The sequence below is a fragment of the Actinocorallia aurea genome (assembly GCF_054783995.1).
Genome location: NZ_BAAGPQ010000038.1, coordinates 1 through 16,608 on the forward strand (window position 1 = coordinate 1; position 16,608 = coordinate 16,608).

Genomic DNA, 16,608 nt, shown 5'->3' on the forward strand with positions numbered 1-16,608 from the left:
CGGACGCCGCGGGCGGGGCGCGGGGCCCCCGGCGGCGCGCCGCGCCGGGCGCGGACCGCGCGGCGAGGGTCGGCGCGCCGGTGCGCCTGCGGATCCCCGCGATCGGGCTCTCGACCGCGCTCGTCCCGCTCGGCCTCGACCGCCGCGACCGGCTCATCGCGCCCGCCCGGTTCGACGTCGCGGGCTGGAACCGCTCGGGTCCCGAGCCGGGCGAGCCGGGCGCGGCGGTGATCGCCGGGCACGTCGACTCGCGGTCGGGCCCCGCCGTCTTCCACCACCTTCCCGACCTGGTTCCGGGCGCCGTCGTCCACGTGGACACCGACCGCTCGCAGACCTTCTCCTTCGCCGTCCGGCGCCTGGAGCACCATCGGAAGGCGGCCGTCCCCGACTCCGTCTACCGGCCCACGGAGTCGCCGGAGCTGCGCCTCATCACCTGCGGCGGCCCCTTCGACCGGGCGGCGGGCTCCTACCGGGACAACGTCGTCGTGTACGCCGCCCTGCGGAGCTGACGGGTTTCAGGAGGGATCGGCGTCGTCGAGGAACCGCAGCAGTCGCGCGAGGACGCGCACGCACCCGTCGAGGTCGGCGGCCGTGAGACCGCCGCCGACGGCCGCCAGCATCTCCCGCTCGCGCGCGAGCAGCCCGGTGATCGCCGAGGTCCCCGCCGGGGTCGGCCGGACCAGGGAGGACCTGCGGTGCGCCGGGTTCTCCGCGAGCTCCACCAGCTCCCGCGCCAGCGCGTCGTTCACCATGCGCTGCACGAACTGGCGGCTCAGCGCCAGCTCCCGGCCCATCTGCGGGACGGTCAGGGGACCGTGTTCGGCCAGGAGGGTGAGCACGGCGCGCACCCCGACGGACATCTCCTCTCCGGGGAGGTAGCCCTCGACCTTGCGCTGGGCGCGCCGGTAGACCGGCCCGACGAGGTCGAAGACCTCGGCGAGGCGTTCGGCGAGGGCTTCTGGCGCGAGCGGGATCTCCCTGTCGGTCACCCGCCCATCATGACACCTGGGTTGTCATCTTCACGCAAAAATGACACCTTGGTTGTCATGATTACCGCAGCGAGCACCGGCGACCTCTTCTGGACCGACACGGGCGCGGGCCGCCCCGTCCTCCTCCTCCACGGCGGCTTCCTCGACCACCGCATGTGGGACGACCAGGCACCGGGCCTGGCCGCCGCGGGCCACCGCGTCATCGCGCCCGACGCGCGCGGCCACGGGCGGTCGGCGAACGCGGCCGGGCCGTTCCGGCACGTCGACGACGCCGCCGCGCTGATCCGGCGCCTGGACGCCGGGCCCGTCGTCTGCGTGGGGGTCTCGATGGGCGCGAGCACCGCCGTGGACCTGGTCCTGGAGTACCCGGAGCTGGTCGAGGCGGTCGTCGTCAGCGGGGCCGGGACGAGCGAGCCGTCCTTCACCGACCCCTGGACCCGCGACGTGCTGGGCCGCTGGCAGGCAGCGATGGCCGGGGGCGACCTCCCGGGCTCGGTGGAGGCGTTCCTCGCGTTCGCCGCGGGGCCGCGCCGCACGCTCGGCGACGTGGCCCCGGAGGTCGTCGCCCGGCTGCGCGCGATGGCCGGGGCGACCATGGCCAAGCACACGGCGGGCGAGCCGGGCGTGCTCGTCCCCGTCGCCGACACCTGGCGCAGGGCCGCGCGGATCGAGCAGCCCGTCCTGGCGCTCTGCGGCGCGCTCGACGCGGCCGACCACCTCGCGATGGCGGACCGGCTCGTCTCGACGGTCCGGCGGGGCCGCGGGATCCGGATCGACGGCGCGGCCCACTACCCGAACATGGAGCGCCCGGAGCGCTTCACCGCTCACCTGGCGGAGTTCCTGGCCGGGCTGTGAGCGCGCTCAGGCCGAGCGCAGCGCGCCCTTGCCGATGAGGCGGCCGAGGGCCAGCTCGGTGGGCGCGTCGGCCGGCAGGTGCACCAGGAGGCGGTGGTCCTCGGCGGCGGCGAGCACCTCAAGGTGCAGGCGCAGCGAGCCCGCCTCCGGGTGGCGGACCGTCTCCACCGACGGGCGGGGGTAGGAGACGGGCGCCGGGCGGAACCTGTCGCTGAAAGCCGCCCCGGCGAGGACGGCGAGCTCGGCGGCGAGGGAGTTCAGATGGTCGTCGTCCGGCGCGGAGGTCAGGCGGACCGCGGAGAGCTCCGCGTCGGCCCTGGCGTCCCAGTCGGGGTGGGCCTCCCTGGCGCGCGGATCGGTGAAGATCCACCGCAGGAGGTTCGGCTCGGGGCCGTCCAGCACGCCCAGCGGGCCCGCGAAGCGCGCGTAGGCCGCGGTGTGGGCGAGCACGTCGCTGATCCGGTTGAGCAGGACGGCCGGGGTCGGCTCCAGGGCTCGCACGAGCGCGTGCAGCGCGGGCCTGACCTCGCTGGCCGGCGGGTCGAAGGCCGCGCACGGGGCCGGATGCCCGCCTGCGGACTTGGCGGCGAACTGGAGGTACATGCGCGCCTCGCGGTCGAGGCGGAGCGCGTCGGCGAGGGCGCCGAGGACCTGCGGCGAGGGATTGCGGTCGCGGCCCTGCTCCAGCCGCGTCAGGTACTCGACGCTGACGCCCGCGAGCATCGCCAGCTCCGACCGGCGGAGCCCGGGGGTGCGGCGCCGGGGCCCCGTCGGCAGGTCGACCGCCTCGGGGGTGAGGAGTTCGCGCCGCTGCCGCAGGAAGGCACCGAGTTCGTTGTCGGCCATGCGCCCGAATCTACTCGGCGGCGCCGGCCGGATCGTGGCCCCGGCAGGGCCAGTCTCGGCGCGGTCTCCCTAGCCGCGGACCCCGGCGGCACTCTGGTCCCCATGACTACTGAAGCACCCCTCAAGCTCGCGGTGATCGTCGGCAGCGTCCGCGACGGCCGGTTCGGCCCCGTGGTCGCCGACTGGTTCGCCGCCCACGCCGCGGCCTCCTTCGAGGTCGACCTCATCGACGCCGCCGAGCACACCGACCTACCGATCGCCCTCCCGGACAAGAGCACGGAACCCTCCGCCGAGGTCGTCGCGGCGATCGGCCGGATCACGCCCCGCCTGGAGGCCGCCGACGCCTTCGCGGTGGTCACCCCCGAGTACAACCACAGCTACCCGGCCTCCGTGAAGCACCTCGTGGACTGGCACTTCACCCAGTGGAAGGCCAAGCCCGTCGGGTTCGTCTCCTACGGCGGGGTGTCGGGCGGGCTGAGGGCCGTCGAGCACCTGAGGGGCGTGTTCGCCGAGCTCCACGCGGTGACCGTCCGCGACCAGGTCTCCTTCGCCTCCTACTGGGAGCGGTTCGGCGAGGACGGCTCCTTCGCTTTCGGCGAGGACGCCGACACCGCGGCCAAGCAGCTGCTCGGGCAGCTCGACTGGTGGGCCAGGTCGCTGGCCGAGGCCAAGGCCCGCCGCCCGTACCCGGACTGATCGCGGCCCCGGCCCCTACGCCGCCCCCGCCCGGCCGCACAGGGGCGATGGTCCCTCGCGACCGTCTGTGTTCTCACACGGGGGTGCGGGCGGGACACCGCGCCGGTTCTGCCATGGTGGAGGGGTGAAGTCGAAGCATGTGGTGGTCGTCGGTGGAGGGATCTCGGGGCTGGGCGCGGCCTGGCACCTGAGCCGGGCGGGGCTGCGCGTGACGGTGCTGGAAGGCGGGCGCCGGCTCGGCGGGAAGCTCAAGGTCAGCGAGCTGGCCGGGGTGCCCCTGGACGAGGGGGCGGAGTCGATGCTGGCCCGGCGGCCCGAGGCCGTGGGGCTGGTCGCCGACCTCGGCCTCGACGATCTGCTGCGGTATCCGGGCACGGCTTCGTCGTCGATCTACAGCCATGGCGGGCTGAAGCCGTTCCCCGCCGGGCAGGTGATGGGGGTGCCGTCCGACCTGACGGCGCTCGCCCAGTCCGGCGTCCTCGACGCCGCGGGCGTCGCGCGGGCCGCCCTCGACCTGGCGCGCAGGCCGACCCCGCGCGGCGGCGACCTCTCGGTGGCCGACTACGTGGGCGACCGCCTCGGCCGCGACGTCGTGGACAGGCTCGTCGAACCCCTGCTGGGCGGCGTGTACGCGGGCCGGTCGGAGCTGCTGTCGTTCGAGGCGACGCTCCCGCAGCTCGCCCACGCCAGCCTCGGTCAGCGCTCCCTCATCCAGGCCGCGAAGGCGATCACGGAGGCCGCCCCGAAGAACCAGGGCCCCGTCTTCACCACGATGCGCGACGGGATGGGCTCCCTGCCCGGCCTCCTCGCGGAGGTCCTCGTCAAGAACGACGTGGAGATCCGGACGGAGGCGATGGCGCAGGAGCTCCACCGGACGCCCGAAGGATGGCGGGTCGTCCTCGGCCCGAAGACGGCGCCCGTGCCGGTGGACGCGGACGCGGTCGTCCTGGCGGTCCCTGCGGCCCCGGCGGCACGGTTGCTCGCGGCCGAGGCGCCCACCGCGTCGGCGGAACTGGCGGGCATCGAGTACGCCAGCATGGCGATCATCAGCCTCGCCTACCGGGCCTCGGCCTTCCCCGAGCGTCCGAAGGGCTCGGGCTACCTCGTGCCGCCGGTGGAAGGCCGCCAGGTGAAGGCGGTGACGTTCAGTTCGGTGAAGTGGCCTTCGCTCACCGAGACGGACCCCGACCTGGTGCTGGTCCGCGCGTCGATCGGCAGGTTCGGCGAGGAACGGACGCTGCAGCGCGACGACGCCGAGCTGAAGGCCGCCGCGATGGCGGAGCTGGCCGACACCTGCGCCGTCCGGGAACTGCCCGTGGACGCCCGGATCACCCGGTGGGGCGGGGGACTTCCGCAGTACAACGTGGGGCACCTCGACCGCGTCGCCAGGACCCGGAGCGCGGTGGCGGGGCACCCCCGGCTCGCCGTCTGCGGGGCGGCCTACGATGGGGTCGGCGTCCCCGCCTGCCTGGCCACCGCCAAGGCGGCGGCCGTCCGCATCATCGATCAGCTGAGGGAAGTGCAACCGTGACCGACAAGCCCAAGGCCCGCGACCTCAACCAGGTCATCCGCTACACCATGTGGTCGGTGTTCAAGGCGAACGGCCTGCCCGAGGGCGACCGCAGCGCAGTCGCGACCGAGGTCCAGGACCTCCTCGAAGGCTACGCGGCCAAGGACGTCACGACCCGCGGTCTCTACGACGTGGCCGGCCTGCGCGCCGACGCCGACTACATGTTCTGGTGGCACGCCGAGAGCAGCGACGACCTCCAGGAGGTCTACCACCGCTTCCGCCGCACCGAATTGGGCCGCAACTCCACCCCGGTGTGGTCGAACATGGCGCTGCACCGGCCCGCGGAGTTCAACAAGAGCCACATCCCGGCGTTCCTCGCTGACGAGGAGGCCCGCGCGTACGTCTGCGTGTACCCGTTCGTCCGCTCCTACGAGTGGTACCTGCTGCCGGACGCCGAGCGCCGCCAGATGCTCGCCGAGCACGGCAAGATGGCCCGCGGCTACGCCGACGTCCGCGCCAACACCGTGTCCAGCTTCGCTCTCGGCGACTACGAGTGGATGCTCGCCTTCGAGGCCGACGAACTCCACCGCATCGTCGACCTGATGCGCCACCTGCGCGCCTCCGAGGCCCGCCGCCACGTCCGCGAAGAGGTCCCCTTCTACACCGGCCGCCGCAAGTCCGTCACCGAACTGGTGACCGAACTCCCGTAGCCCCTGCGCTCCACCCGGCCCTGCGCGCTTACCCGGCCCTGCCCGTCACCGACGGGCAGGGCCGCGTCCGTACCCGGACGAGGATTCTCGCCGAGGGAGCGCGGGGCGCGTCCGCGCTGTCAGGGGCGGCCGAAGAGGCGGGCGGTCAGGGGGCGTTTGCGGCCGTGGATGAGGCGGCTGGCGCGCTTGCCGATGAGGAGGTAGGCGAGGAGGACGCCTACGGAGTTGAGGATGATGTCGTCGACGTCGAAGGTGCGGCCGGCGACGAAGTAGTGCTGGACGATCTCGATGCAGAAGGAGAGGCAGGCGCCCACGATCGTGAGGCGCAGGGGGCCTCGGAGGCGGCTGAAGAGGATCGGGAGCATGAGGCCGAGGGGCGCGAGGAGGGCGAGGTTGCCGCCGATGGCGTGGACGGCCTCCTTGACGCTGGGGCGGTCCAGGTAGAAGCGCAGGGTCTTGCCCGGTTCGCCGTTGCCGATGGCCCAGCCGTTGGGGTCGGGGACGGGCGTGAGGGTGAACCGGTACGCCCAGTAGAAGAACACCACGAGGGCGGCGAGGGTGACGACCGCGGTGAGGAACCGGAAGGTCCGCCGCAGCAGGCCCCGGCTCTTCCGGCGTGGCGGCGCAGCTTTCGGCTCCGCCTCCGCCTTCGGCGCGCGGCGCCAGAAGCGCCGCGCGGGTTCCTTCGGCTCCGTGGCCTCGGCGGGCTCCGCCCGCGTGAACCAGGTGCGCATCGTGCCCGTCGCCTTCGCCGTCTCGCCGCTCAAGGTCAGCCTCCCGGAAACCCTCATTCCCGGATAGATAAGGCGATATTCAATGAACAGGACGGTCAAGGTGTGTCCGGGCCCGGTCAGGACGGGGCCCGGATCGGGCGTCAGGCCTCTTCGAGGCGCAGCGAGACGCTGTTGATGCAGTACCTGTCGTCGGTCGGCGTCCCGTAGCCCTCGCCGTGGAAGACGTGGCCGAGATGCGAATCACAGGCCGCGCACAGCACTTCGACCCGGTGCATGCCGAGGGAGTCGTCCTCGCGCAGGATCACCGCGTCGGAGTCGGTCGGGGCGTAGAAGGACGGCCAGCCGCAGTGGCTGTCGAACTTGGTCTCCGAGCGGAACAGCTCGGCCCCGCAGGCGCGACAGTGATACACGCCGACGGTCTTGGTGTCGGTGTACTCGCCGACGTAGGGGCGCTCGGTCCCCGCCTGGCGCAGGACGCGGAACTCCTCGGGGTTGAGGATCGCCCGCCACTCGCCCTCGGTCTTGTGGACTTTCTCCATGCCCGGCACGCTACTTCCCTTCCTGTCCAGAGGTTGCCATCGGGTGCAACCTTGGACGGGTTGCGGGTGTTCCCTGAGGGTAGGCGTGGACCATGGCCTTCCTCGAACTGCCTGTGGGCGACCGGATCGTCAAGGTGACCAACCCGGACAAGCCGTATTTTCCCCAGGCGGGGCTGACCAAGCTCGATCTCGTCTCCTACTACCTGTCGGTCGGCGAAGGCATCCTGCGCGCTCTGCGGGAGCGTCCGACGACCCTGGAGCGCTGGCCGGGCGGGGTGGTGGAGGGGGCCGTCATGTCCACCCGGGCCGATCCGAGCGGCGGCGACGCCTTCTACCAGAAGCGGGTCCCCAAGGGCGCGCCCGATTACGTCGAGACGGCGAGGATCGACTTCCCCTCCGGCCGCTCCGCCGACGAGGTGCGCCCGACGGAGCTCGCGGTCGTCGCCTGGGCGGCGAACCTCGGCACGATCACCTTCCATCCGTGGCCCGTGCGCGCCGCGGACGTCGACCACCCCGACGAGCTGCGGATCGACCTCGACCCGCAGCCGGGCCGCGACTTCTCCGACACCGTCCGGGTCGCCCGGGAGGGCGTGCTGCCGCTGCTGGACGAACTGGGCATGACGGGCTTCCCGAAGACGTCGGGCGGCAGGGGTCTGCACATCTATGTCCGGATCGAGCCGCGCTGGAGCTTCACCCAGGTCAGGCGGGCCGCTCTCGCGTTCGGCCGTGAGCTGGAGCGGCGGATGCCCGAGACGGTGACGACGAAGTGGTGGAAGGAGGAGCGGGGCGAGACGGTCTTCGTCGACTACAACCAGAATGCCAGGGACCGGACGATCGCCTCCGCCTACAGCGTGCGGGCCCGGCCGAACGCGCCGGTCTCGGCGCCGCTCCTCTGGGACGAGCTCGACGACGCGGATCCGGCCGACTTCACCGTCAAGACGATGCCCGCGAGGTTCGCGGAGGTCGGCGATAGGCACGCCGCCATAGACGACGCCGCCTTCTCCCTGGAGTCTTTGCTGGACATGGCCGACCAGGACGAGAAGGATCGCGGCCTCGGCGACATGCCTTATCCGCCCAACTATCCGAAGATGCCCGGGGAGCCGAAGCGCGTCCAGCCGAGCAAGGCCAAGGACTAGAAGGGCCAACGGCCAGGAGGGCCAGAAACCAGATCAGGCCCGGCGCAACGCGTCGGGCCGGTGGACGGCGGTGCCGCCGGACGCCTCGCTGCGCACGAGGTACTGAGGGTCGTCGGGGGAGGCCCGGACGGTCCGGCCGGCCTCCTCGGTGTCGGAAGTGATCTTCTTGAGGACGGTGCCTTCGGCGGTGGAGCCGTGGGAGTTCCACCGGACGCGGTCGCCCCTCCTGAACTCGGTCATGGGGAAGTCGTACCCGAAGCGGGGAAAACAGCGGGTGATACGGGGGTAAGCGCACGTTATGACGGATACGGATGTGCTGATCATCGGCGCGGGGATGGCGGGGCTGGCGGCGGCGCGAAGGCTGCACCGGTCGGGCCGGCACTTCCTGGTGCTCGAGGCCGCCGACCGGGTGGGCGGGCGGGTCGCCACGGACGAGGTCGACGGGTTCACCCTCGACCGGGGCTTCCAGGTGGTCAACACCGCCTATCCGCGCCTCGCCTCCCTGGTCGACCTCGACGCGCTGCACCTGGGCTTCTTCCGCGCCGGAGTCCTCGTACGGCACCGGGGCGCCCTGGTCCGGTACGCGCACCCGTTCCGCGACCCGCGCGGCCTCCCGGGCATGCTGCGGGGCCTGGCGGGGCACCGGATCGGCTCGGCGGCCGACCAGGCGGCGCTCGCCGCTCTGCTGGCCCGGTACGCGGGCCTGCCGCCGCAGCGCCTGCTGGACGGGCCGGAGCGCACCGCGGCGGACGCGCTGGCCGGGCTCTCCCCGGAGATGGTCGACGGGCTGGTGCGGCCGTATCTCGCGGGGGTGTTCGCCGATCCTGACCTGCGCGTCTCCGAGCACGTCCTGGCCATGGTCGTCCGCTCGTTCGCGCGCGGCAGGATCGGGCTTCCCGCGGCGGGCGTCGCCGCGGTGCCCGAGGCGCTGGCCGCGCGGCTGCCCGCCGGGTGGATCCACCTGTCGCAGCGGGTCGAGCGGCTGGACGGCACCGCGGTCCTCACCTCGGCGGGCCGGATCACCGCCCGGGCCGTCATCGTCGCGACCGATCCGCGGACGGCAGCCGCCCTGCTGCCCGACCTTCCCGCGCCGCGCATGCACCCGCTGACGACCGTCTACCACGCCGCTCCGCGCTCTCCGGCGGCCGAACCCGTCCTGTACGTGAACGGGGACGGACGGCGGTCGGGCGGCGGCGTCGTCAACAGCGTCGTGGTGAGCGACGCGGTGCCGTCCTACGCGCCGCCGGGCCGCGCCCTGATCGCCTCGACGCTCGTCGCCGCGGACGCCGACGAGCGGGCCGTCCGCATCGAGCTGGCCGGCCTGTTCGGGGCGCGGACCGCGGACTGGGAGCACGTGGCGACCGTCCGCATCCCCGAGGCCCTGCCGGACGCCGCGCCGCCCACGCACCGCCTGCGCCGCCCCGCACGCGTCGCCGAAGGCGTCTACGTGGCCGGCGACCACCGCGACAGTCCGTCCGTCCAGGGCGCGCTGACCAGCGGCTGGCGTGCCGCGGGCCTGGCCGAGACCGACCTGGTCCGCCTCGACGGGCGGTTGGCCTCGGCGCACGGCTAGGCGGGGCGGGCCGGACCGCGCAGGACCGTCCAGCCGCAGCCGCCGAGGAGGACGGCCCCCGTGCCGACCCCGGCCGTCAGGGCGATCGCGTCGCCGGACGCGCCGGCCACCGCCATGCCGACGCCGATCGCGCCGAGGAGGGCGGCAGCCCCGCCGACCCAGCCGATCGACGGCTCCCGCCACACGCGGGCGAGCGCGACGAAGTGCGCGCCGACCACGAACGCGATCCAGGCGGGCACCGCGTCCGGCAGGCCGAGGGGACCGTTGAGCAGCGCGTTGCCGCCGAGGAAGGCGGCGAGCTCCACGGCGAGCACCAGCCGGTAGCCGGGTCCGAAGCCCGGCCGTCCCGCGCCGTCGGGCGGGGCGGCTCCGCGGGCGCGCCACAGGCCCGCGAGAACGGCCAGGAAGGCGACGGCTCCGGCGACGCGCAGCACGAGGTCCACCGGGGCGCCCGCCGCGCCCGCGTTCACCTCCACCCACACGAGCCCGAACACCGCGCCGACGAGCACTCCGATGCGATCCGGTGTCATCTCCGCCTCCCCCGCACGACCGGGGCGGACGGTGGCCCGCTGCTGCCCGATCATGCAAAGCTCCGCATTATGGGGGCTCTTGCGGCTTTCGGGCTAACCGGATGTGCCGCGCCGCCCGTCCGGAGCAGTGCGGCACGGGCGCCTAGAGGTCCAGAACGACCGACTTCTCCCGGGTGTTGTCGAGGAGGGCGTCGTGGCCGTAGCCGCTGTCGTTCCAGCCGCCGAAGGGCAGGCCGGGGGCGACGCGGCGGAAGGTGTTGACCCAGACGTAGGCGGCCTGGATGTCCTGGGCGGCGCGCTGGGCGGTGGCCAGGGACTTCGTCCAGACGCCGGAGGCGAGGCCGTAAGGGGAGTCGTTGGCTATCGCGATGGCCTCTTCGTAGGTGTCGAAGGGCAGCACGACCGCGACGGGGCCGAAGATCTCCTCCTGGCAGACGCGCAGGGAGTTGTCGGTGGTCGCCAGAAGGGTGGGCTCCACCCAGTAGCCTCCGGCGAACTCGGCGGGGACGAGGTCGGCGCCGTGCCGTCCGCCGTAGAGGAGTTCGGCGCCTTCCTTCTGGCCGAGTTCGATGTAGGAGAGGACCCGTTCGTACTGCTCGCGGGAGACGATCGGGCCCATGGTCGTCTCGGGGGACTGCGGGTCGCCGAGGCGGATCGCCGCCATCCGCTCCTTGATCTTGCCGATCAGCTCGTCGTAGACGGGCCGCTGGACGAGGATGCGGGAGCCCGCGAGGCAGGCCTGGCCCGCGTTGCCGGTGAAGATCGCGCGGGTGGAGACGCCGTCGGCGGCCTTGTCGAGGTCGGCGTCGGCGAAGACGATGTTGGGCGACTTGCCGCCGAGCTCCAGCGTGAGCGGCTTGATGGAGTCCGTCGAGGCCCTGGTGATGAGCTTGGCGGTCTCGGTGGAGCCGGTCAGGCTGACGCGGCCGACGTCCTTGTGCCGCACGAGCCGGTCGCCGACCTCCTCGCCGAGGCCGGACACGATGTTGAGGACGCCCTTGGGCAGCACGTCCTTGAGCAGTTCGCCGAGCCGCAGCATCGACACCGAAGCCTGCTCCGCGGTCTTGATCACCACGGTGTTGCCGGCGGCGAGCGCGTAGGCGGCCTTGGCGGAGAAGGTCGAGATGGGGGAGTTCCACGGGATGATCCCGACGACGACCCCGTAAGGCTCGCGCCGCGTGTAGCCCATGCTCCCCGGGCCGAAGATCACCGACTTGCCTTCGACGGCCTGGGCCGCCTCGCCCGCGGCGTTCTGCCACAGGTACGTCATGCCGGGCAGGTCGAGTTTGGCGGTCTCGTTGATGATCCGGCCGTTGTCGCGGGTCTCGAGCGCGGCGAGTTCCTTGGCGTTCGCGGTGAAGACCTCGGCGACCTTGCGGAGCATGAAGGTGCGGGCCGGGGCCGACATCGCCGACCACCTCGGGAACGCCTTCTTGGCCGCGGCGACGGCGTCGTCGGCGTCCTGGGCGGTGCCGCGGGGGACGCGCGCCCAGACCTCGCCGGTGGCCGGGTCGACCGAGTCGAGGGTCTGCTCGGAGTGGCGCAGTTCGCCGCCGATCAGATGCGCATAGGTCTTGATCTCGGTCATCGGTTCCCTTCCCGCGAGATAGCGGGACCAAGCGTACGCTTGGTTGTGCGGGAAGGGAACCCGGGGGCGTCAGTCCGCGATGGCCTCGTAGTTCACGACGCGCCAGCCGGTGGCCGGGTACGGGTCGACGAGGTAGTGGCTGGAGCCGCCCTCGTAGCGCCGGTAGCAGTCGAAGGCGTAGCTGTAGCCGTGCTCGCTGCCGGCCTCGCAGCCGTCGAGCTCGTCGGACAGGGGGGCGGAGGCGGCGAAGACCTTCTCCACGGTGCGGGGGCCGGCCGCGATCAGCGCGGCGGTCTTGTCGCCGGCGATCCGCGCCCTGAGCAGGATGGTCACGGCCTCTCTGGCGTCGGCGAACATGACCGCGGTGGGTGACGACGCCGCCGGGCTCGGCTGCGGGCCGCCCGACTCGGCGATGCCCGCCGGGTCGGCGGTCCCGTCCTGCGGGGTCTCGGAGGTCTCGTCCTGCGGGGCGGCGCTCTGGGAGTCGGACGCCGAAGGGGTCGCCGCCGGATCGGGGCGGAGCCCGCCGTCGGTGTCGGCCTTGGTGCAGCCGGCCAGGGCGAGCGAGGCGACGGCGACGGTGAGGACCAGCAGACGGGGCACGGGGACTCATCTCTCTCGGAGATCTCTCGAACTGGGGCGTTCATCCCATCCGATGCGCCGTGCCGAGTCCCGGTTCGCCCCGCTAGGTGAGGATCTGGTCGAGGTCGAACTCGACGGGCATTTCGAGCTGCTCGTAGGTGCACGAGTCGGGTGTCCGGTCGGTGCGCCAGCGGCGGAAGCGCGCGGTGTGGCGGAAGCGGTCGCCTTCCATGTGCTCGTAGGCGACCTCGCAGACGAGTTCCGGGCGCAGCGCCACCCACGACAGGTCCTTCTTGCCGGTCCAGCGCGACACCGCGCCGGGCATGCGGTCCGCCTCGCCCTGGGACGCCCATTCCGACCAGGGATGCCCGGCTATGTCGGACATCCGGTACGGCTCCAGTTCGCCCACGAGCTCCTCGCGCCGCTTCATCGTGAACGACGCGGCCACGCCCACGTGCCGCAGGGCGCCGTCGCCGTCGAAGAGGCCGAGGAGCAGCGACCCGACGACGGGGCCGCTCTTGTGCCACCGGAATCCGGCGACGACGCAGTCGGCGGTCCGCTCGTGCTTGACCTTGAACATCAGCCTCTTGTCCGGCGCGTAAGGCAACCCGACGCCCTTGGCGACGACGCCGTCGAGCCCGGCGCCCTCGAACTCGGCGAACCAGCGCTCGGCCACGTCGAAGGAGTCGGTGATCGGGCTGAGGTGGACCGGCGGCTTCGCCCGCGCAAGGGCCCGCTCCAGAAGCGCTCGCCGCTCCTTGAACGGGGTCTCGAAGTACGTCTCGTCGCCGAGGGCCAGCACGTCGAAGGCGACGAAGGAGGCGGGGGTCCGCTCGGCGAGCATCCTGACCCGGGAATCGGCCGGGTGGATGCGCTGGGACAGGGCGTCGAAGTCGAGCCGCGAGCCGCGCCGGATGATCACCTCGCCGTCGATCACGCAGCGCTCGGGCAGCTCGGCCCTGACCGTCTCGACGAGGTCGGGGAAGTAGCGGGTGAGCGGTTTCTCGCCCCGGCTGGACAGGACGACGTCATCGCCGTCCCGGAAGACGACGCAGCGGAAGCCGTCGAACTTCGGCTCGTAGTAAAGGTCTCCCCGCGGCATGGTCTTGACCGCCTTGGCCAGCATCGGCGCGACGGGCGGGCTGATCGGCAGGTCCATGCCCCAAGATAACCTGGGACGCATGAGGCGTCTGCTGCCGGACCCCAGTGGGCCAGACGAGGTCATCGACCCGTACTACGAGTACGGCGTCGCGGGCGACTGGCTGCGCGTGCACATGGTGGTGAGCGCCGACGGGTCGGCCACCGACGAGGAGGGCTGGTCCGACGGCCTGGGCGGTGACGCCGACTTCCGGGTCTTCCGCGCGCTGCGCGCCCTCGCCGACGGGATCATGGTCGGCGCCTCGACGGTCCGCACCGGGCGGATCAAGCCCGCGCGGCTGACCAAGGAGATGGCGGCCCGGCGTGGCCGCCCGCCGGCGCCGATCATCGTGGTGTCCCGGTCGCTGGACCTCGACTGGGAGGCGGCGCTGTTCGCCGAGGGCGAGCCGATCATCGTCACCTCCGACGGGGCGCACTCGCCCGCGCCGTCGCATGTGCGGGTGGTCTCGGCGGGCGACGGCGACGTGGACCTCCGCCTGGCCGTGCGGAGGCTGCGCGAGGAGCACGGCATCCGCCACCTCCTGTGCGAGGGCGGGCCGGGCCTCACCACGTCGGTCCTGCGCGAGGGCCTCGTCGACGAGCTGTGCCTCAACATCGCGCCGACGCTGCTCGGCACCCCGCACCACACGAGGCTCGTGGGTGATCTGGACGGGCGCCGTGAGCTTGCTCTCGACGCTGTCTACGAGGACGAGGGCGTGCTTTTCCTCCGTTATCGACCGAAGAGCCACCGAACCGCTTGACACCGGACGCAGTGGAAACAGAGTCTCCAGGACAAACAAGTACAACATGTCCATCACAGGCCATCCTCCGATCTTGATCTTGGATGGTCCAGAACGGGAATCTCTGATCATCGTTTCCGCACGGTGCGTCTTAGGAGTCGTCTTGTTCAAGGCCGTCACGGTCCTTGCCGCCCCCCTTCTCGCCTTCGCCCTCGTCTCCCCGGCCCAGGCCGCGGCGCCGCCCGATCTGGTCGAAGGCGCACAGCAAGCGGTCACCGAATCTCTGCCGAACGTGGTGATGACCGGGCACAACGCCGGCACTGTGCCCGGGGAGATCCCCGGAGGCGGTACGGCGAACGTGGAGACCGTGGAGTTCCACGGCGCGAAGACCGTCGCCGTCTCGCGGGCGGTGGGCGCGGTCTATGAGGTGTCACCCGAGACCGTCTCGGGACGGGTCGTGCAGACGACCACCGTCAAGCGCGCCAAGGCGGGCAACCGGAAGGTCCGCTTCGTGCACACCGGCGTGCCCGGTGCGTCGGGTCTGCTCGGCGCGACCTGGACCGAGCGGAGCGGCGTCAACTACAGCGTCGTGGCCCGCGAGCCGGTGACCCGGGGTGAGCTGCTGAAGGTCGTCAAGGCGCTGCCCGCAGACACCGCGCGGGTCCCGGCCAAGGTGCGCAGGCTCGTCGAGAAGGCCGTGCCGCCGAAGCGCGCGGCGGAGCGCTCGGTTTCGAGCCAGTTCGTCGACGGAGCGAACGCCACCAATGACGACTGGGGTGACGAGGCGACGCTGTGCAACGGCTGCGCCTACTCGAACAGCAACTACACGTGGTTGTGGCAGAAGGTCCTCGCCGCAGATGGCATCTCGATCACCATCGACTGCTCCTTCGGTCCGGCCACCGCGACCGCCACCCGCAGTTGGCAGAGCAAGTGGGGACTCGGCGTCGACGGGATCGTTGGTCAGCAGACCCGTAGCTACGCCGACGACAACGTGTGGGCGAACCTCGGTTCGGAGGTCTTCTACGCGGGGACGAGCTCCTTCGTCTACTTCCAGCGGCTGGGCTCGAACGCCTACTACAACTCCAGCGGCACGAAGAAGATCGCGTACACCTACACCTCGCTCTGCTGAGCCGCAGGCGTCCGTGGGGTCCGTGGGTGCCCCCGAGCCCGCCGGGATTCGGGGGCATTCGCGTGACAACCTCCGGAGGCCGCCGGACGTGTATGGGATGTCAGCCAGAGGGAGGGACCTGTGAACGAGACCGAGGCGGACTTCACGCGGTTCGTCAGGGATCGCGGTACTGTGCTGCTCCGGTTCGCAACCGCCCTCACCGGCGATCGCCACCACGCGGAGGACCTGGTCCAGGCCGTGCTGGAGCGGGCCTTCCCGAAGTGGAAGCGGATCTCCCGGCGGGGTGATCCCGAGTGGTACATGCGGCGCTCGATCGTCAACGCGGCGAAGGACGGCTGGCGGAGCGGCACCCGGGCGCTCACCCTTCTGGAACGGGTCGGCGGTGAGGAACCCGTCGTGGTCCCGTTCGATGACTACGTCCGGCGCGACGCCGTCCGGCGGGCGCTGCGCGGGCTGTCACCGGGACAGCGGACGGTGATCGTTCTGCGGTACTGGGAGGGACTGTCCGAGGCCGAGACCGCCGTGCTGATGGAGGTCTCCGTCGGCACGGTGAAGAGCCAGACGCACCGTGCCATGCGCGCGCTGCGCGCATCGGTGGAGCTGGCGGACGCTCCGTCCTCGGACGCGGAGTGCGAGATGGCGGGAGGAAGGCGATGACGGCGGAAGACGAGGTCGCCGCGCGTCTCGCCGCGCTCGTCCGCGAGAGCGTCGAGGAGGACGTGCGGGATGTGGCGGCCCCGCCGGACCTCGCCGCGCAGGTCCTGGCGGGAAGGCGCCGCAGGCGCCCGCCCCGGGGGCTCACCGTGTCCTTCGCCGTGCTCGCGACGGCCGCCGCGGCCGTCACCGTTCCGGTCGTGCTGCGTGTTCCCGCTGCGGAGCCTCGCCCGGCCCCGTCGGAGTTCGCTCTCGAGGCCGTGGACCTGCGGTCGGTCCCGGGGAACCTTCCCGACGGCATGAGAGTGGTGGACGCGGGACCGGAGGTCGCCGAGATCGAGCAGAACGAGGCCGATGGCTGGAAGCGGCGGATCTGGAAGGTGTACGACGCCGAAAGCAGGCGAGCCGTGCAGATCACCGTGATCCAGGGCATGTCACTCCAGACCTACGGCGACGGGCTCTTGTCGAGAGGCACCGGTTCCGGCTCCACGCGCTGGGCGGGATGCGGGTTCAGCGTCGTGACGAAGAGGACCGCGCGCGCCGTGTGCGAGCAGCAGGCCGGCCTGCTGGTGGATGTCATCGGGGTCGGGCTCACACGCGCGAGGGCAGTAGAGATGGCCGCACAACTGGAGGTAGTCCAATGATCGGCAGGATCCACTT

At 72.2% G+C, this 16,608-nt stretch carries 20 protein-coding genes; 11 read left to right on the forward strand and 9 right to left on the reverse strand.

Features of this window, described 5'->3' with window-relative positions; all coding sequences use genetic code 11:
- A partial coding sequence (locus ACYVOM_RS38355; RefSeq protein WP_460308533.1) for a sortase domain-containing protein occupies positions 1–509 on the forward strand: 509 nt, incomplete at its 5' end.
- 6 nt (positions 510–515) lie between these two features.
- On the opposite strand, the gene ACYVOM_RS38360 is transcribed toward ACYVOM_RS38355, so the two are convergent.
- Positions 516–989, reverse strand: coding sequence for a MarR family winged helix-turn-helix transcriptional regulator (locus ACYVOM_RS38360; protein ID WP_460308534.1), 474 nt, complete (start codon positions 987–989; stop codon positions 516–518).
- A gap of 57 nt (positions 990–1,046) precedes the next feature.
- Between ACYVOM_RS38360 and ACYVOM_RS38365 the strand changes: the two genes are divergently transcribed.
- Positions 1,047–1,844, forward strand: coding sequence for an alpha/beta fold hydrolase (locus ACYVOM_RS38365; RefSeq protein ID WP_460308535.1), 798 nt, complete (start codon positions 1,047–1,049; stop codon positions 1,842–1,844).
- A gap of 6 nt (positions 1,845–1,850) precedes the next feature.
- On the opposite strand, the gene ACYVOM_RS38370 is transcribed toward ACYVOM_RS38365, so the two are convergent.
- Positions 1,851–2,690, reverse strand: a complete 840-nt coding sequence (locus ACYVOM_RS38370; protein ID WP_460308536.1) for a helix-turn-helix domain-containing protein — start codon at positions 2,688–2,690, stop codon at positions 1,851–1,853.
- A 102-nt stretch (positions 2,691–2,792) separates the two neighbouring features.
- Between ACYVOM_RS38370 and ACYVOM_RS38375 the strand changes: the two genes are divergently transcribed.
- From ACYVOM_RS38375 to hemQ, 3 genes are all read left to right on the forward strand, one after another.
- On the forward strand, positions 2,793–3,386 hold the full coding sequence (locus ACYVOM_RS38375) for an NADPH-dependent FMN reductase (protein ID WP_460308537.1): 594 nt from the start codon (positions 2,793–2,795) through the stop codon (positions 3,384–3,386).
- 124 nt (positions 3,387–3,510) lie between these two features.
- A complete protein-coding gene (gene hemG / locus ACYVOM_RS38380; RefSeq protein ID WP_460308538.1) occupies positions 3,511–4,917 on the forward strand; it encodes a protoporphyrinogen oxidase in 1,407 nt (468 codons plus the stop codon).
- 47 nt (positions 4,918–4,964) lie between these two features.
- Entirely contained in the window at positions 4,965–5,606 is a 642-nt protein-coding gene (gene hemQ, locus ACYVOM_RS38385) for a hydrogen peroxide-dependent heme synthase (protein WP_460308904.1), read from the forward strand.
- A gap of 119 nt (positions 5,607–5,725) precedes the next feature.
- Here hemQ and ACYVOM_RS38390 read toward each other — a convergent pair whose 3' ends face one another.
- Together ACYVOM_RS38390 and msrB are read right to left on the reverse strand one after the other, a co-directional pair.
- Positions 5,726–6,373 carry a VanZ family protein gene (locus ACYVOM_RS38390; protein ID WP_460308539.1) on the reverse strand — a complete coding sequence of 216 codons (648 nt, stop codon included), beginning with the start codon at positions 6,371–6,373 and terminating at the stop codon, positions 5,726–5,728.
- Between the two features lie 107 nt (positions 6,374–6,480).
- Positions 6,481–6,879, reverse strand: a complete 399-nt coding sequence (gene msrB, locus ACYVOM_RS38395; protein WP_460308540.1) for a peptide-methionine (R)-S-oxide reductase MsrB — start codon at positions 6,877–6,879, stop codon at positions 6,481–6,483.
- Between the two features lie 92 nt (positions 6,880–6,971).
- Here msrB and ligD point away from each other — a divergent pair, with 92 nt between their 5' ends.
- Positions 6,972–8,015 carry a non-homologous end-joining DNA ligase gene (ligD, locus tag ACYVOM_RS38400; RefSeq protein WP_460308541.1) on the forward strand — a complete coding sequence of 348 codons (1,044 nt, stop codon included), beginning with the start codon at positions 6,972–6,974 and terminating at the stop codon, positions 8,013–8,015.
- Positions 8,016–8,048: 33 nt separating this feature from the next.
- Here ligD and ACYVOM_RS38405 read toward each other — a convergent pair whose 3' ends face one another.
- On the reverse strand, positions 8,049–8,255 hold the full coding sequence (locus tag ACYVOM_RS38405) for a hypervirulence associated TUDOR domain-containing protein (RefSeq protein WP_460308542.1): 207 nt from the start codon (positions 8,253–8,255) through the stop codon (positions 8,049–8,051).
- A gap of 58 nt (positions 8,256–8,313) precedes the next feature.
- Between ACYVOM_RS38405 and ACYVOM_RS38410 the strand changes: the two genes are divergently transcribed.
- The gene (locus tag ACYVOM_RS38410; RefSeq protein ID WP_460308543.1) at positions 8,314–9,588 is read left to right on the forward strand and encodes an NAD(P)/FAD-dependent oxidoreductase; all 1,275 of its coding nucleotides are present in this window, start codon (positions 8,314–8,316) and stop codon (positions 9,586–9,588) included.
- Here ACYVOM_RS38410 and ACYVOM_RS38415 read toward each other — a convergent pair.
- The 4 genes from ACYVOM_RS38415 to ACYVOM_RS38430 all read right to left on the reverse strand — a co-directional run bounded on the left by ACYVOM_RS38415 (position 9,585) and on the right by ACYVOM_RS38430 (position 13,447).
- The gene (locus ACYVOM_RS38415) at positions 9,585–10,118 is read right to left on the reverse strand and encodes a hypothetical protein (RefSeq protein WP_460308544.1); all 534 of its coding nucleotides are present in this window, start codon (positions 10,116–10,118) and stop codon (positions 9,585–9,587) included. The two genes, ACYVOM_RS38410 and ACYVOM_RS38415, sit on opposite strands and share 4 nt — an antisense overlap.
- A 142-nt stretch (positions 10,119–10,260) precedes the next feature.
- The gene (locus tag ACYVOM_RS38420) at positions 10,261–11,706 is read right to left on the reverse strand and encodes an aldehyde dehydrogenase family protein (protein WP_460308545.1); all 1,446 of its coding nucleotides are present in this window, start codon (positions 11,704–11,706) and stop codon (positions 10,261–10,263) included.
- 69 nt (positions 11,707–11,775) lie between these two features.
- Positions 11,776–12,309 (reverse strand): hypothetical protein, encoded by a 534-nt coding sequence (locus tag ACYVOM_RS38425; protein ID WP_460308546.1) that lies wholly within the window; start codon positions 12,307–12,309, stop codon positions 11,776–11,778.
- Between the two features lie 82 nt (positions 12,310–12,391).
- Entirely contained in the window at positions 12,392–13,447 is a 1,056-nt protein-coding gene (locus ACYVOM_RS38430; protein ID WP_460308547.1) for an ATP-dependent DNA ligase, read from the reverse strand.
- A 22-nt stretch (positions 13,448–13,469) separates the two neighbouring features.
- Here ACYVOM_RS38430 and ACYVOM_RS38435 point away from each other — a divergent pair, with 22 nt between their 5' ends.
- The 4 genes from ACYVOM_RS38435 (at position 13,470) to ACYVOM_RS38450 (ending at position 16,592) form a co-directional block, all read left to right on the forward strand.
- On the forward strand, positions 13,470–14,186 hold the full coding sequence (locus ACYVOM_RS38435) for a dihydrofolate reductase family protein (protein WP_460308548.1): 717 nt from the start codon (positions 13,470–13,472) through the stop codon (positions 14,184–14,186).
- 142 nt (positions 14,187–14,328) lie between these two features.
- Positions 14,329–15,294 carry a peptidoglycan-binding domain-containing protein gene (locus ACYVOM_RS38440; RefSeq protein WP_460308549.1) on the forward strand — a complete coding sequence of 322 codons (966 nt, stop codon included), beginning with the start codon at positions 14,329–14,331 and terminating at the stop codon, positions 15,292–15,294.
- A gap of 120 nt (positions 15,295–15,414) precedes the next feature.
- Positions 15,415–15,951 carry a SigE family RNA polymerase sigma factor gene (locus ACYVOM_RS38445; protein WP_460308550.1) on the forward strand — a complete coding sequence of 179 codons (537 nt, stop codon included), beginning with the start codon at positions 15,415–15,417 and terminating at the stop codon, positions 15,949–15,951.
- The gene (locus ACYVOM_RS38450; RefSeq protein ID WP_460308551.1) at positions 15,948–16,592 is read left to right on the forward strand and encodes a hypothetical protein; all 645 of its coding nucleotides are present in this window, start codon (positions 15,948–15,950) and stop codon (positions 16,590–16,592) included. The genes ACYVOM_RS38445 and ACYVOM_RS38450 overlap by 4 nt, the downstream gene beginning before the upstream one ends.
- Positions 16,593–16,608 lie beyond the last annotated feature (16 nt).

What these genes read in the sequence shown, in the direction of transcription:
- hemQ (WP_460308904.1), top strand. Translation starts at nt 4,965, where the DNA reads ATGTGGTCGGTGTTCAAGGCGAACGGCCTGCCCGAGGGCGACCGCAGC.
- ligD (WP_460308541.1), top strand. Translation starts at nt 6,972, where the DNA reads ATGGCCTTCCTCGAACTGCCTGTGGGCGACCGGATCGTCAAGGTGACC.
- ACYVOM_RS38370 (WP_460308536.1), bottom strand. Translation starts at nt 2,690, where the DNA reads ATGGCCGACAACGAACTCGGTGCCTTCCTGCGGCAGCGGCGCGAACTC.
- ACYVOM_RS38410 (WP_460308543.1), top strand. Translation starts at nt 8,314, where the DNA reads ATGACGGATACGGATGTGCTGATCATCGGCGCGGGGATGGCGGGGCTG.
- msrB (WP_460308540.1), bottom strand. Translation starts at nt 6,879, where the DNA reads ATGGAGAAAGTCCACAAGACCGAGGGCGAGTGGCGGGCGATCCTCAAC.
- ACYVOM_RS38375 (WP_460308537.1), top strand. Translation starts at nt 2,793, where the DNA reads ATGACTACTGAAGCACCCCTCAAGCTCGCGGTGATCGTCGGCAGCGTC.
- ACYVOM_RS38365 (WP_460308535.1), top strand. Translation starts at nt 1,047, where the DNA reads ATGATTACCGCAGCGAGCACCGGCGACCTCTTCTGGACCGACACGGGC.
- ACYVOM_RS38420 (WP_460308545.1), bottom strand. Translation starts at nt 11,706, where the DNA reads ATGACCGAGATCAAGACCTATGCGCATCTGATCGGCGGCGAACTGCGC.
- ACYVOM_RS38415 (WP_460308544.1), bottom strand. Translation starts at nt 10,118, where the DNA reads ATGACACCGGATCGCATCGGAGTGCTCGTCGGCGCGGTGTTCGGGCTC.
- ACYVOM_RS38450 (WP_460308551.1), top strand. Translation starts at nt 15,948, where the DNA reads ATGACGGCGGAAGACGAGGTCGCCGCGCGTCTCGCCGCGCTCGTCCGC.
- ACYVOM_RS38430 (WP_460308547.1), bottom strand. Translation starts at nt 13,447, where the DNA reads ATGGACCTGCCGATCAGCCCGCCCGTCGCGCCGATGCTGGCCAAGGCG.
- ACYVOM_RS38435 (WP_460308548.1), top strand. Translation starts at nt 13,470, where the DNA reads ATGAGGCGTCTGCTGCCGGACCCCAGTGGGCCAGACGAGGTCATCGAC.
- ACYVOM_RS38405 (WP_460308542.1), bottom strand. Translation starts at nt 8,255, where the DNA reads ATGACCGAGTTCAGGAGGGGCGACCGCGTCCGGTGGAACTCCCACGGC.